Source organism: Pseudomonas sp. RIT411, assembly GCF_003057735.2.
Taxonomy (GTDB): Bacteria; Pseudomonadota; Gammaproteobacteria; order Pseudomonadales; family Pseudomonadaceae; genus Chryseomonas; species Chryseomonas oryzihabitans.
This window is the reverse complement of the sequence record NZ_QBIZ02000007.1, coordinates 166,028-180,141: the sequence shown is the minus strand read 5'-3', so window position 1 is coordinate 180,141 and position 14,114 is coordinate 166,028. Positions and strand designations below refer to the sequence as shown.

Here is a 14,114-nt window from a genome sequence, read left to right as displayed (position 1 = left end):
ATGCTGCGCAAGACCCTCTTCGGCCTCACCCTCGGCCTGCTGGCCGCTACCCAGGCCCTGGCCACCACCCTGGTGGTGGGCGACCAGAGCTACAACACCCGCACCGTGATGGAAGCCGCCGGCGTCCTGAGCAACCTGCCGTATCAACTGGAATGGAAGCAATTCACCGCCGGCTCGCCGGTGGCCGAGGCGCTCAATGTCGGCAGCCTCGACCTGGGCCTGCTGGGCGATGCGCCGCCGCTGTTCCTCGGTGCCCTGGGCGCACCGATCAGGGTAGTGGGCATCAGCCGCCAGAGCCTGGAGGGGGTGGCAGTGCTGGTGCGCGGCGACTCCAGCATCCATAGCCTGGCGGATCTGCAGGGCAAGACGGTGGCCATCTGGAAGGGCTCTTGGAGCCAGCAGCTGGCGTTGGCCGCGCTGAACCGCGCCGGGGTGCCGCGCGAGCAGGTGAACTTCCGCTATCTCAACGCCCTGGACGCCTCCCATGCCCTGGAAGGCGGCTCGGTGGACGCCATCGCCACCTGGGAACCCTATGTCACCCAGGCCCAGCGCCACGGCGCCCGGGTGCTCACCACCGCCGAGGGCCTGATCCCCGCGCAGAGTTTCGTAGTGGCCAGTCAGGGTGCGCTGAACGATGTCGCCCGGCACCAGGCCATCGCCGATTTTCTCCGGCGGCTGCAGCAGGCCCGGACCTGGGCCAATGCCGATCCCGAACACACGGCGCGCTACGCCAGCGCCTGGGCCGAGCGTACCCGTGCCGACGCCGCCATCGCCCAGGCCTGGTTCGCCCGGGCGCGCACCGCTATCGGACCGGTGACTCCTGCGGCCATCGCCCAGGCCCAGCGCACCGTCGACTTCTTTGCCGGCGAAGGGCTGGTCAAGGGCTATGAGGCCAGTCGCCTGTTTTACGACGGCTTCCAGGCAGCCCTGGAACCCCCGGCGCAGACCGCGCAACGCTGAGTACGACACCCACGGAGGCGGCCTTGCGTTATGCTTGAGGCGCATGTCCAGCAGCGGGAAGTCAGACGCCTCCTCATGAAGACCGACGATATCGAAGCCTTTGTCGCGGTGATCCGCAGCGGCTCCCTCAATGCCGCTGCCCTGTCCCTGGGGCTCACCCAGCCGGCCATCACCCGCCGCCTGCAGAGTCTCGAACAGGACCTCGGCGTCGACTTGCTCGACCGCCACACCAAGCCGCTCAAGCCGACCCGCCTGGGGCAGGAGGTCTATGGGCATTGCCGTGCCATCCTGCGCGAGATGGACGCCCTGCGCGAGCGGGTGGCGGGCGATGCGCCGCCCTCCGGGCTGCTGCGCCTGGGCGTACCCCAGACCTTGGGCGATGCGCTGTTGCTGGAGGCCGTGAAAGACATCCGCACCCGCTACCCGGAGCTGCGCACCCAGGTGGCGACGGGTTGGGGCAGCGTGCTGGTCAACCGTATCGAGCAGGGTGAGCTGGACGGCGCCCTGGTGCTGTTTCCGGCCAACAAGGTGTTTCCCGATGGCGTCGAGGCCCGGCCACTGGGCGCCATGCCCTTGCAGGTAGTCGGTGCCCGTGACCAGGTACCGGGCAGGGCGCAGCGGCTGGCCGACATCCAGGGCCAGGGCTGGGTGCTCAATCCCGACGGCTGCGGTTTTCGCGCCAGTCTGCAACGCACCCTGGCCGAGCAGGGCCAGGCGCTGCGCATCAACCTGGAGACCTACGGCACCGAACTCCAGCTCGGTCTGGTCGCCGACGGCCAGGGCCTCGGCCTGGTCCCAGCGCCGCTACTGGCCCGCAGCGCCCACCGCGACCGCCTGGCCGCGATCCCGCTGAAGGACTTCAAGCCGGAGATCCAGCTGTGGCTGATCCATCCGCCCTTTCTCGGGGCGTTGCAGGAAGTGGTCGAGGGGTTTGGGCGAGGAGCGCAAGGCTTACTAGAGGGCTGAGGCCACTCACTCGATAGCTGAGCCTATGCAGCGAGAGAATATTTGTTCCAGTGCACGGTAGTCGCAGTGGACGGCGTCGATATTGGCAGCTATCCATTCATCGCGCGTTACCAGTGACCAATCGATCTCGTAGCCCACATTGATGATGAGATGCTCGAACAGCAGGCGCTGGGCACGGCCGTTGCCATCGCGGAAAGGGTGCACCATGTTCAGATCGCCGTAGAGCTCGGCGCTCAGCCCGATCAGGACGTCACGAGATTGCCCTTCGAACCAGTTTTCGGCCTGCAGTTTGGAAAACAGCTTGTTGGCCTCGGGTACCAGCCGGCGCACTGTACAGAAGCGGGTGCTGTCCTTGGCAATGTCGAGGGTGCGCAGTTCGCCAGCCCAGGGGTAAATGTCCTGGAACAGCAGTCGATGCAACTGGCACAGATAGTCAAGGTTGTAGGGCGGTAACTCGAACGTCAACTTGCTGGCCGCGAGGCGAGAAAGGTCGCGCTCGGCTGCAGCCAGGAGTTCATCATCTCGGATGTCGAGCAGGTTGCGTAAGGTCGTGGTACCGGGATAGCAGTACGGATCCTGGCTGGCTCCGTACTTATCGATCATTGCGCCTGGCTCAGACGTCGGTAGTGCGCAAGTAGGGCGTGCTTATCTTTCCCCACGGTTTCCGAGACGTCAGATTTCAGGTCGAAGCCTTCCAGTTTCAAGCTGGCTGCATAGTTGGCCTGCCGCATGCGTACGAAGTAGCGGCGTTTCCTATCCAGATCGGGCTGGGGCATGAGGATACCTCTCACAGGTCACTTACAAGTTTAGCTGAAAGCCTGTGCGTTATCAGCCAGAGCGTCCTGGTGGAGTCCCGCCGTTCGAGCCCAGATGGCGCGAACGCTTATGCTAGAAGTGAGGGGTTGCCCCGGTCGGCGCGACCGGGGCGCGTGACCTCAAGCCGCCGGCTTGGCCAGGAACTCCCGCAGCACGTAGTGCAGGATGCCGCCGGCCTTGAAGTAGCTCACCTCGTTGAGCGTGTCGATGCGGCAGAGCACTTCCACGCTTTCGCGGCTGCCGTCCTCGCGGGTGACCTCCAGGGTCAGCGGCATGCGCGGACGCAACTCGACGCCGTCGATGCCCAGCACGGCGATCTTCTCCTTGCCGGTCAGCCCCAGGGACTTGCGATCCACGCCGTCCTTGAACTGCAGCGGCAGCACGCCCATCCCCACCAGGTTGGATCTGTGGATACGCTCGAAGCTCTCGGCGACCACGGCTTTCACGCCCAGCAGGTTGGTGCCCTTGGCCGCCCAGTCACGGGAGGAGCCGGTGCCGTATTCCTTGCCGGCGATGATCACCAGCGGGGTGTTTTCCAGCTCGTACTTCATGGCCGCGTCGTAGATCGACAGCTTTTCACCGGAGGGGACATGGAAGGTATTGCCGCCTTCCTCGCCACCGAGCATCTCGTTCTTGATGCGGATATTGGCGAAGGTGCCTCTCATCATGACTTCGTGATTGCCGCGGCGGGAGCCATAGGAGTTGAAGTCGGCGTAGTCCACGCCATGCTCGGCCAGGTAGCGGCCGGCGGGGCTGTCCTTCTTGATGTTGCCGGCCGGGGAGATGTGGTCGGTCGTGACCGAATCGCCCAGCAGCGCCAGGATGCGGGCGTCGTGGATGTCGGCGATGCGCGGCGGATCGCCGGCGATGCCCTCGAAGAACGGCGGATTCTGGATGTAGGTTGAATCGGCGTCCCAGACGTAGGTCTCGGCGTCCGGCACCTGGATGGCCTGCCACTTTTCATCGCCGTCGAACACAGCGCCGTATTGCTTGTGGAACATGGCGGTGTCGAGCTTCTGCACGGCGTCGGCCACTTCCTGCTGGGTGGGCCAGACGTCCTTCAGATAGACCGGCTGACCATCGTTGCCGGTGCCCAGCGGATCCTGGGTGAGATCCACCTTCACGCTACCGGCCAAGGCGTAGGCCACCACCAGCGGCGGCGACGCCAGCCAGTTGGTCCGGACCAGGGGATGCACCCGCCCTTCGAAGTTGCGGTTGCCGGACAGCACCGAGGCTACGGTGAGGTCGGCGTCCTGGATGGCTTTCTCGATCGGATCGAGCAGCGGACCGGAGTTGCCGATGCAGGTGGTGCAGCCGTAGCCGACCAGGTCGAAGCCGAGGTCGTTGAGATAGGGCGTGAGGCCGGCGGCGTTGTAGTAGTCGGTCACCACCTTGGAGCCGGGGGCAAGGGACGACTTGACCCAGGGCTTGCGCATCAGGCCCTTCTCCGCGGCCTTCTTCGCCAGCAGACCGGCAGCCATCATGACACTGGGGTTGGAAGTGTTGGTGCAGGAGGTGATGGCGGCAATGACCACGGCGCCGTCTTCCAGCTGGAAGGTCTCGCCGTTCACCTGGACCTCGACGCTGCTGCCGACCTTGGCAGCCTCGGCCTTTTTCGGCGCCAGCGCGGTGAAGTCGCCAAAGGTCTTGGCCACCTCGCCGAGCAGCACGCGGTCCTGGGGCCGCTTGGGACCGGCCAGGCTGGACTGGACCTCGCCCATGTCCAGTTCCAGCACATCGGTGAACACCGGCTCGTCGCCGGGATTGCGCCACAGGCCCTGGGCCTGGGTGTAGGCCTCCACCAGCTGCACGGTTTCCTCGGGGCGACCGGACAGGCGCAGATAGTCCAGAGTGATCTGGTCGACTGGGAAGAAGCCGCAGGTGGCGCCGTATTCCGGGGCCATGTTGCCGATGGTGGCGCGGTCGGCCAGGGGCAGGGTGGCCAGGCCGTCGCCGAAAAATTCGACGAACTTGCCCACTACGCCCTTCTTGCGCAGCATCTGGGTCACCGTCAGCACCAGGTCGGTGGCGGTGATGCCTTCGCGCAGCTTGCCGGTCAGCTTGAAGCCCACCACCTCGGGGATCAGCATGGACACCGGCTGGCCGAGCATGGCCGCCTCGGCCTCGATGCCGCCCACGCCCCAGCCCAGCACGCCCAGGCCATTGATCATGGTGGTGTGGGAGTCGGTACCTACCAGGGTGTCGGGGAAGGCATAGGTGCGGCCGTCTTCGTCCTTAGTCCAGACGCTGCGGCCCAGGTATTCCAGGTTGACCTGATGGCAGATGCCGGTGCCCGGTGGCACCACGCGGAAGTTGTCGAAGGCGTTCTGGCCCCAGCGCAGGAAGGCGTAGCGCTCGCCATTGCGCTCCATCTCGATCTCGACGTTCTCATGATAGGCGTTCTCGCTGGCGTAGCGGTCCACCATCACCGAGTGGTCGATCACCAGGTCGACGGGGGAGAGCGGATTAATCCGCTGCGGATCGCCGCCGGCCTTGGCCACGGCTTCGCGCATGGCAGCCAGGTCGACCACCGCCGGTACCCCGGTGAAGTCCTGCATCAGTACGCGGGCGGGACGGTACTGGATCTCGCGGTCGGCGGAGCGGGTCTTGGTCCAGTCGGCCAGGGCCTGGAGATCTTCGCCGGTGACGGTCTGGTTGTCTTCCCAGCGCAGCAGGTTCTCCAGCAGCACCTTGAGCGACTTGGGCAACTGGTCGAGATTGCCCAGGGTCTTGGCCGCATCGGGCAGGCTGTAGTAGTGATAGGTGCGCTCGCCGACCTGCAGGGTCTTGAGGCTGTTGAGGCTGTCCAAGGCTGGCATCAGGGGTCTCCTAATCGACGTTTCGACGGTTGCCCGCTGGCCGTTCGGGCCTCGAAAGGTGAAAGAGAGCCGAACCAGCGCTGGGCGGACTGATTTTTCTAGGTGTAGTACTGGACCGATAGGCGCCGCCGGCGTTCCCCAGTGGGCGCGCTGGGGTATAGTGCGCGCCCTGCGTGACCCCTTGAGGAAGCCCTGTCGTGAATACCCTGTTGCTGCTGTGCCGTACCGGATTCGAAGGCGAGGTCTGCGCCGAGCTCGGCGAACGGGCGGCGCTGCTCGGCGTGGCCGGCTACGCCAAGGGCAAGCCGGGTGCGGCCTATGCCGAATTCGTCTGCGGCGACGCGGCGGACGCGGCGCGGCTGATGCAGCAGCTCAGCTTCGCCGAGCTGATCTTTCCCCGCCAGTGGTCGCGCGGCGCCTTTCTCAGCCTGCCCGAGCAGGATCGCATCGGTCCGCTGCTCGAGCTGCTGGCGGACTATCCCGTCTGTGGCAGCCTGGCCCTGGAGATGCCCGACACCAACGACGGCAAGGCGCTCTCCACCTTCTGCAAGAAGTTCGAACGCCCCCTGACCCTGGCGCTGCGCAAGGCCGGCCGCCTGGTGGACGATGCCCGGGCGCCACGCCTGCAGCTGACCTTTCTCAGCGGGCGCGAGGTCTTCGTCGGCCTGGTCGAGCCGGACAACGCCGCGCTCTGGCCCATGGGCATCCCGCGGCTGAGATTCCCGCGCGAGGCCCCCAGTCGCTCGACCCTCAAGCTGGAAGAGGCCTGGCACCACTTCATCCCTCGTGCCGACTGGGAGACGCGGCTGTCGTCCGAGATGCGCGCCGTGGATCTGGGCGCCGCCCCGGGTGGCTGGACCTGGCAGCTGGTGGCCCGCGAGATGCTGGTGACGGCGGTGGACAACGGCCCCATGAACGAGGCGCTGATGGACAGCGGCCTCGTCGAGCACCTGCAGGTCGACGGCTACGCCTTCGTGCCCAAGCACCCGGTCGACTGGATGGTCTGCGATATCGTCGAGAAGCCCGCCCGCACCGCGGCCCTGATCGAACGCTGGATCGGCGAGGGTCATTGCCGCGAGGCGGTGGTCAATCTCAAGCTGCCGATGAAGCAGCGCTATCGCGAAGTGGCCGGTATCCTCGAGCGGCTGCACGCGCATTTCGCCGCTCGCGGCCAGCGCGTCACCATCGGCTGCAAGCAGCTCTACCACGATCGCGAGGAAGTGACCTGTCATCTGCGCCGGCTGGATCGGAAACCCTAGGCCGCCGTCAGGCTCTGAATGCAGATCGCTGTAACCGTTCTATCCCTGGAGACCCCATGACCCTCGAAGCCGATGCCACCCTCGACGCCAGCGGGCTGAACTGCCCGGAGCCGGTGATGATGCTGCACAACAAGGTGCGCGACATCGCCCCCGGCGCCCTGCTCAAGGTCATCGCCACCGACCCCTCCACCCAGCGCGACATCCCCAAGTTCTGCATCTTCCTCGGCCATGAACTGGTGGAAAAGAGCGAAGGGGAAGGGCGTTATCTGTACTGGATTCGCAAGAAGGTGGAGTGAGGCCAGGCACCGCTCCGCAGCCTGTCGAGCACCTGTAGGACCGGCCGCATCGGCGGACCGCCATGGCCGCGATAAAGCGGGCTCATCTCGTCACTTCGAGCCAAGGCCTAACCTCCTATCGCGGCCATGGGCCGCTCCTACACAGGAAGTGAGCCGTAGGTTGGGTTGAGACGGCTCCCTCGTCGAAGCCCAACAGGCCGGTGCCAAGCGAGTCGTAGCGTGGAAAACCGCGCAGCGTTTTCCACTGTGGGCGGCTGCGGTCAGGCAACACCCAGGCCCCTGACCACCCCCACCAGATGCTCGCCCAGCCGGCGATGCTGGTCCGCCTCGAAATGCACGCCGTCCACCGGACTCACCTGGATGATCTCGCCCGCGTCGACGAAAGCCGCGCCCTGGGCTTCGGCCACCTGGCGATAACGTGCGGCCAACTCGCGGGACTTGGCCGCACCACCAACGAAGATCTCGCCGAGAAAGCCCACTTCCTCGATGGGCACCGGCGCCATGACGATGAGCCTGGGCGTGGCACCGTCCGGTCCGGCGTTGCAGCGCCTGATTTCTTCCAGCAGCATCTGCAAGGCACTGGCAATATCCGCCGGCCCTACCGACAGCCGCGCCTTGAGGTCGTTGGTGCCCAGCATCAGCAGCAGGACATCCACCGGTAGCTGACTTTCCAGGCAGGGCCTGAGATAGCGGAGGCCATTCTTGTGATGGCCGTCGATGGGGTCGTCGTGCACCGTGGTGCGGGCGGGCAGGCCTTCCTCGATCACCCGCCAGTCGGCGCCCAGGCCGCGGGCCAGGACGCCGGGCCAGCGTTCGTCCCAACCGAAGCGTTCGAGCACGCCGGACTGGGTCAGGGGGCGGGTGCCGTGGGTGTTGGAGTCGCCATAGCAGAGCAGGGTACGCAAGGGCATGGGAAAGCCTCGTCGGGACAGGTCATCCCCACCCTAGAAGCTATTCCCGCCGATCGCGAGGGCCGGCGGTCGTGCCAGCGCGGCCGGGTCAGCCCTCGCTGGGCGCCTGGCCGCCCCGCGTCGCCTGATCCAGCGGCGAGCCGCCCACCTCGTAACGCACGTTCATGCGCGGCGAGGCCAGCTCGATGCCGGCATCGTCCAGGTAGCGTTTGAGCCTGAGGTTGAACGCCCGCGACACCTCCCACTGCTTGATCGGCGCAGTCTTGAAGCGGAATCTGAGGATCGCCATGCCGGAATCGAAGCTTTCCACCCCCTGCAGCTCCAGCGGCGACCAGATGTCCCGGCCCATCAGCGGATCCTGGCGCAGCGAGCGGCCGACCTCCTGGACCATCTCGATGGCCTTGTCCACCGACAGCGCCTGGGGAATCGGCAGACGGAAGATGGCGTAGCCGAATTGCCGCGAGTAGTTCTGGATGCTCTTGATCTCGCTGAAGGGGATGGTGTGGACGATGCCGTCGATGTCCCTCAGCCGCACGGTGCGGATGGTTAGGCCCTCGACGGTACCCAGGTGGTTGCCGACGTCGACGTAGTCGCCGATGGCCAGGGAGTCCTCGATGATGATGAACAGCCCGGTGATGAGGTCGGCTACCAGGCTCTGGGCGCCGAAGCCCACCGCCAGGCCGATGACGCCGGCACCGGCCAGCAACGGGGTGACGTTCACGCCCATGTTGGCCAGGGCGACGATCAGGGCGATGACGAAGATGGTCAGGAACAGCACGTTGCGGATCAGCGGCAACATGGTCTGGGCGCGGGCGTTGTTCGGGCTGACGCGGTGCAGGTTGAGGCCGCGGTGGATGGCGGTGTCGGCCAGGATCCACACCAGCCACGCCAGCAGCAGGGTGCCACCCAGGCCGAAGAACTTGCTGGCGACCGCATGGCCGTCACCCTGGCTGAATCTGAGCAGCGAGAGATTCCAGGCGCGCAGGGCCAGCTCGATGCCCACCAGCCAGATGACGATGCCCAGCACCAGCACGAAGAAGGCGCGCAGCCGTTCGGCATAGGCCTCCTGTATTCGGCCGTGATGGCGCCGGTGCAGCAGTCGCGCCCGCACCAGGGCGTTGAGCCCGAGGGCGGCGCCCATGGTCACGGCGAACAGCAGCGCCCGGCGCAGGGCGTCGCTGGTATCGCCGGCGGAGACGAAGGTGGCCACCACCGAGACCGCCACCAGGATCAGCAGCGGCAGGTGCCAGAGCCGGGCGATCAGGTGGCGCACGCCCTGCAGACCGTGCAGCGCCTGGCGCTTGGCCAGCGGCTGGTTGCGGATCAGGTGGGCGATGGGCCGGCGGAATCTCAGGGCGAACTGGGCGGTGAGCAGCGCCGCGCAGATGTTGGCGCCGATGGCGATGACCGCGGCCAGGTGTGGCCCCAGGGTCTCGGCCAGGTGCGGATCGCTGGCGGCGCCGCCCAGGGCGGCCAGGCTGCCGATGATCCACAGCGGGCGGAAGGCGCGTCGGCGCAGGATCAGCAGGGCGCGACTGCGATGGGCGCCGCTGGGCAGCGAGCAGATCACCACCACGGTAGCGGCGAACAGCGGGCCGGTGACGGCGGCATAGGCCAGGGCGACGGCCACAGTCTTGCCCAGCGAATCCGGCAGCCACAGCGACACCACCAGGGTCAGGATGAAGGCCAGCAGCCAGGGCGCCAGCTTGCGCAGGGCGAAACGGACCAGGTCCAGGGTGCGCGGCCTGAGCGGCAACTCCTCGGAAAGTCCGAATCTCACCCGCAGGCGATGGCTGATGGTCTTCAGGCCCAGGGCGCAACCGGCCCAGAAGGCCAGGGTGACGACAAAGCCGGAGAGCAGATTGAGGCGCTGTTCGGGCGCCGGCGCCAAGGCGGCCAGCTCGGCGCCGGCTTGGTCCAGCTGGTACTGCCAGCGTTCGCGCAGGTTGTCGCGCTGCAGCTGCTGCTCGACCACCGTCAGGGTGTCGGTGATCAGCCCGATCACGCCCTGGGAGGCGCTGGGCTCGGCCTTGTTCTGTGCCGCCTGCAGCTTCTTGAGATCTGCCAGCAGGCGATTGCGCTGCTGGTCGCTCTCCAGGGTCTTGATGACCTGGTCCAGGGACTGGCCGAATTGCGGATCGACCTGGTCCTTCTGGGCGCCCGGCAGTCCGGGCAGGGCGGCCTGAACCGGGCCGATGAGCAGAAAGCAGAGGCAGAGGAGTTGTAGCAGGCGAAAGATCATCGAAGCCGCACGCTCGCGAAAGAGGGAAACGCCCGTCCCGGTCGGCAGGACCGCCGGCCGGGGCGAGGGCGCCAGTGTAGCAAGGGCAGCGCGCTAGGCGCTGTGGATGCGTCGACGGGCGCTGCGGGCCAGCCGCACCGACAGCAGGATGGCCGCGCAGGTCAGGCCCAGCACCAGCCCCTGCCAGAGGCCGGCCGGACCCCGCGGGGCACCGAACCAGTCGCTCAGGCCCAGCGCCCAGCCCACCGGCAGGCCCACGCCCCAGTAGGCCAGCAGGGTGATGATCATGGTCGCGCGGGTGTCCTGGTAACCGCGCAGGGCGCCGGCGGCGGTCACCTGGATGGCATCGGAGAACTGGAAGATGCCGGCGAACACCAGCAGCGAGGCCGCCAGCTGGATCACCGCCAGGTCCTGGGAATAGAGCCCGGCGATCGCCGTGCGCGCGGTCAGCATCAGGGTGCAGGAAACGCAGGCGCAGAGCAGCCCAGCAGCCATGCCGACCCCGGCGGAAAAGCGCGCCTCGCGGGGTTCGCCGCGCCCCAGCGCCTGGCCGACCCGCACCGTCACCGCCATGCCCAGCGCCAGGGGCACCATGAACACCAGACCGGAGAAGTTGAGCGCCACCTGGTGCCCGGCGACCACGGTCGGCCCCAGTTCGCCGATCAGCAGGGCCACCACGGAAAAGATACTGGATTCGGCGAAAATCGCGATGCCGATGGGCACGCCGATGGCCAGCAGGGCGCGCAGCGTCGGCCCATGGGGCCGCTCGAAGCGGGCGAAAAGGGCGCAGGCGCGATAGCGCTCGGTGCGGATGATCGCCAGCATGGCCAGCAGCATCGCCCACATCACCGTACCGGAGGCGAAGCCGCAGCCGGCGCCGCCCAGCGCCGGCATGCCGAGGTGGCCGTAAATGAAGATCCAGTTCAGCGGCACGTTCAGCGCCAGGCCGGCGAGTCCTACCAGCATGGCCGGGCGGGTACGCCCGAGGCCGTCGCTGAAGCAGCGCAGCACATAGTAGAAGGCGGTGGCGGGCAGGCCCATGGCGATGCCCTTGAGATAGAGCAGGGTCGGCCCGATCAGCTGGGCGTCGACATGCATGGCCACCAGCAGCGGGCGGGCGTTGAGCAGCAGCAGGCTGGCGATGAGGCCGCAACCCAGGGCCAGCCAAAGCGCCTGGCGTACCAGCGGACCGATCTCCTGGCTGCGACCACCGCCGTGGCGCTCGGCCACCTTGGGGGTGGTCGCCAGCAGGATGCCGGTCATCAGCAGGAACACCGGAATCCATACGGAGTTGCCCAGGGCGACGGCGGCGAGGTCGAGCGGGCCGACCCGGCCGGCCATGACGGCGTCGACGAAGCCCATGGCCGAATGGGAGAGCTGGGCGATGACGATGGGCGCGGCCAGGGAGAGCAGGGCGCCGAATTCACGTCTGATGCGGGGCAGGGAGGAGGTCACTTGATCGTTCGGTCAGCTTCGGGGCCGATAGTCTAGTCCTCATGGCCCGGGTGGCAACCCTCGCGGCGACCGTTGCCTGCCGCCGATGGCCTGCTAAAGTGCCGGTCCCCGCCCTTGCGAGTGCCCAGGCATGCACATTCTCGCCGACGAAAACATTCCGCTGCTGGACGCCTTCTTCGGGCCCCACGCCACCCTCGAGCGCCTTCCCGGTCGCGCCTTTGATCGCGCCGCCGTAGGTCGCGCCGATGCGCTGCTGGTGCGCTCCATCACCCGTGTCGACGCCGCGCTGCTGGCCGGGTCCAGGGTCGGCTTCGTCGGCACCTGCACCATAGGCACCGATCACTTGGACCTGGGCTATCTCGACCAGGCCGGCATCCGTTGGAGCAATGCGCCCGGCTGCAATGCCCGCGGCGTGGTGGACTGGGTGCTGGGCGCCCTGCTGGCACTGGCCGATGGTGCCGGCGCCGAGCTGGCCCAGCGCACCTATGGCATCGTCGGCGCCGGGCAGGTCGGTGGCCGCCTGGCCGAGGTGCTGCGCGGACTGGGCTGGACGGTGCTGGTCTGCGATCCTCCCCGCCAGGCCGCGGAGGGGGGTGACTTCCACAGCCTCGACGAATTGCTCGAGCGCTGCGATGTGCTCTGTCTGCATACCCCGCTGATCCGGGACGGCGAGCAGCGCACCCTACACCTGTTCGATGCCGCTCGCCTGGCCAGCCTGCGCCCGGGGACCTGGCTGCTCAACGCCTGCCGGGGCGAGGTGGTCGATAACGCCGCGCTGCGGACGCATCTGGCCAGCGGCGCCGAGCTCAGGGTGGCGCTGGATGTCTGGGAAGGCGAGCCGGGCATCGATCCTGAACTGGCCCGCCTGTGCCAGTTGGTGACGCCCCATATCGCCGGGCACAGCCTGGAAGGCAAGTGGCGCGGCACGGCGCAGATCTACGAAGCCTTCTGCGCCTGGAGCGGGGAGACACCGCGGCTGAATCTGGGCGATCTGTTGCCGCCGCAGCAGCTGGAGCGCCTGGTGTTCAGCGGGGATACGCCCGAGGCGACTGTCTTCAGGCGGGTCTGCCGCGCGGTCTATGATCCGCGTGACGACGATGCGGCGCTACGCGCGACCCTCGGCTTGCCGGCCGTGGCGCGCGCCCAGGCGTTCGACGCCCTGCGCAAGGGCTATCCCATGCGTCGGGAGATTCCGGGGCTGGTGCTCGATGGGGCGGGCGTGGCTCGGCTGGCGAGGGCCCTGGGCTGCAGCTGGCGACATGGCGACGGCTCCGAAAGCGGCGGTGTCGCTTAGGACCGAGGCGCGGCGCAAGCGTTCAGGCGGGAGAGCGGCCTCCCGCCAGCCGGCCCGGACGGCCGAATGACGAGAGCGCAAGGCGCGGGAGCCGCACGGCTCCCCCGGACTTAGTGGTATTCGCAGAGGTAGGCGGTGTCTTCCGCGACCTTGAGCTGGAACTTGGCATTGGCCGGCACAGTGAACTGGCTGCCTGCGGCGAAGGTTTCCCAGGCATCGCTGCCCGGCAGCTTGACGGTCAGGGCGCCGGCCACCACGTGCATGACTTCCAGCTGGCTGGTGCCGAACTCGTATTCACCGGGGGCCATGACGCCAAGGGTGGCGGGCTTGGACTTGAGGCTGAAGGCGATGGATTTGACGGTGCCGTCGAAGTATTCGTTGACCTTGAACATCGGATTTCCTTGTGCGAAAGCGGTTGGGACCGTCGGCGAGTATGCCCAAGGCCGAGGCCCACTGTCACCGCTCCAGACGAGGCTAGCACGCGAAGGCCGGCAGGCTGGCGGGCAACAGCTTGGCGGTGTTGCGGGCGTCGGTCTCGGCGCGGTGCAGCACCCCGGTAAAGGCCAGTCCCGCCGATTCCAGGGCGGCGGTGAGTCCCAACGGGCGCGCCAGGCCGCGGGCCTTGGCGAAGGCCTGCTTGAGATTGCGATGCGGCACCCGGGCCAGGTGGGTATGCAGATCGTGCTCGCGCCAGGCGCGTTCAAGCAGGCGACGGTCGAAATCGCCCCAGCTGCACCAGCCGGCGAGGGTGGTCTCATAGGCGCCCAGCCAGGCCTCGAACGCCGGCCAGGTGCTCTCCAGCGGATCGGCGCCATCGACGTCGGCCTGGCTGATATGGGTGAGGTCGCGGCAGAAGGGCGTCAGCAGCGGCAGCCGCCGGGGCTGGACGAAGCTCTGATAGCGACCGAGCTCCTGGCCTTCGGCGTCCACCATCACCGCACCGATCTCGATGATCTCCATCAACTCCAGGGGCCAGCCGCCTTCGTCGGTGGTCGCTTCCAGGTCCAGCACCAGCCAATGCTTCATCGTCACGCCCTCGGGGAGCCGCCTCGATCGTCGCAGATAAGACGGTGGAAAGGCCGCGGGGTTGCGTGGC

13 protein-coding genes are annotated in these 14,114 nt (G+C 67.4%); 5 read left to right on the top strand and 8 right to left on the bottom strand.

The features are described 5' to 3' along the window. Together DBY63_RS12805 and DBY63_RS12800 are read left to right on the top strand one after the other, a co-directional pair. The gene (locus DBY63_RS12805; protein ID WP_042136361.1) at positions 1-960 is read left to right on the top strand and encodes an ABC transporter substrate-binding protein; all 960 of its coding nucleotides are present in this window, start codon (positions 1-3) and stop codon (positions 958-960) included. A 75-nt stretch (positions 961-1,035) separates the two neighbouring features. Next, positions 1,036-1,926, top strand: a complete 891-nt coding sequence (locus DBY63_RS12800) for a LysR family transcriptional regulator (RefSeq protein WP_108582188.1) — start codon at positions 1,036-1,038, stop codon at positions 1,924-1,926. A 6-nt stretch (positions 1,927-1,932) separates the two neighbouring features. Here the strand turns inward: DBY63_RS12800 and DBY63_RS12795 are convergent, their stop codons facing one another. From DBY63_RS12795 to acnA, 3 genes are all read right to left on the bottom strand, one after another. Then, positions 1,933-2,529, bottom strand: coding sequence for a Fic family protein (locus DBY63_RS12795; protein ID WP_108582026.1), 597 nt, complete (start codon positions 2,527-2,529; stop codon positions 1,933-1,935). Beyond that, a complete protein-coding gene (locus DBY63_RS12790) occupies positions 2,526-2,702 on the bottom strand; it encodes a YhfG family protein (RefSeq protein ID WP_108582027.1) in 177 nt (58 codons plus the stop codon). The genes DBY63_RS12795 and DBY63_RS12790 overlap by 4 nt, the downstream gene beginning before the upstream one ends. Before the next feature lie 159 nt (positions 2,703-2,861). After that, positions 2,862-5,561 carry an aconitate hydratase AcnA gene (gene acnA / locus DBY63_RS12785; RefSeq protein WP_108582028.1) on the bottom strand — a complete coding sequence of 900 codons (2,700 nt, stop codon included), beginning with the start codon at positions 5,559-5,561 and terminating at the stop codon, positions 2,862-2,864. Positions 5,562-5,758: 197 nt separating this feature from the next. On the opposite strand from acnA, the gene rlmM reads away from it, so the two are divergent. Both rlmM and tusA read left to right on the top strand, forming a co-directional pair. Then, positions 5,759-6,820 carry a 23S rRNA (cytidine(2498)-2'-O)-methyltransferase RlmM gene (gene rlmM / locus DBY63_RS12780; RefSeq protein ID WP_027597770.1) on the top strand — a complete coding sequence of 354 codons (1,062 nt, stop codon included), beginning with the start codon at positions 5,759-5,761 and terminating at the stop codon, positions 6,818-6,820. A 56-nt stretch (positions 6,821-6,876) separates the two neighbouring features. Further along, positions 6,877-7,116, top strand: a complete 240-nt coding sequence (gene tusA / locus DBY63_RS12775) for a sulfurtransferase TusA (protein WP_108582029.1) — start codon at positions 6,877-6,879, stop codon at positions 7,114-7,116. Positions 7,117-7,376: 260 nt separating this feature from the next. Here the strand turns inward: tusA and DBY63_RS12770 are convergent, their stop codons facing one another. The 3 genes from DBY63_RS12770 to DBY63_RS12760 form a co-directional block, all read right to left on the bottom strand. Beyond that, a complete protein-coding gene (locus DBY63_RS12770; protein WP_108582030.1) occupies positions 7,377-8,027 on the bottom strand; it encodes an SGNH/GDSL hydrolase family protein in 651 nt (216 codons plus the stop codon). Positions 8,028-8,115: 88 nt separating this feature from the next. Next, the gene (locus DBY63_RS12765; protein WP_108582031.1) at positions 8,116-10,269 is read right to left on the bottom strand and encodes a mechanosensitive ion channel family protein; all 2,154 of its coding nucleotides are present in this window, start codon (positions 10,267-10,269) and stop codon (positions 8,116-8,118) included. Between the two features lie 93 nt (positions 10,270-10,362). Then, positions 10,363-11,724 (bottom strand): MATE family efflux transporter, encoded by a 1,362-nt coding sequence (locus tag DBY63_RS12760; protein ID WP_044342320.1) that lies wholly within the window; start codon positions 11,722-11,724, stop codon positions 10,363-10,365. 130 nt (positions 11,725-11,854) lie between these two features. Between DBY63_RS12760 and pdxB the strand changes: the two genes are divergently transcribed. Continuing rightward, positions 11,855-13,018, top strand: a complete 1,164-nt coding sequence (gene pdxB, locus DBY63_RS12755; RefSeq protein WP_108582032.1) for a 4-phosphoerythronate dehydrogenase PdxB — start codon at positions 11,855-11,857, stop codon at positions 13,016-13,018. A 110-nt stretch (positions 13,019-13,128) separates the two neighbouring features. Here the strand turns inward: pdxB and DBY63_RS12750 are convergent, their stop codons facing one another. After that, a complete protein-coding gene (locus tag DBY63_RS12750) occupies positions 13,129-13,410 on the bottom strand; it encodes a pyrimidine/purine nucleoside phosphorylase (RefSeq protein WP_108582033.1) in 282 nt (93 codons plus the stop codon). Positions 13,411-13,492: 82 nt separating this feature from the next. After that, positions 13,493-14,044, bottom strand: coding sequence for an exonuclease domain-containing protein (locus DBY63_RS12745; protein ID WP_108582034.1), 552 nt, complete (start codon positions 14,042-14,044; stop codon positions 13,493-13,495). Between the last annotated feature and the right edge of the window lie 70 nt (positions 14,045-14,114).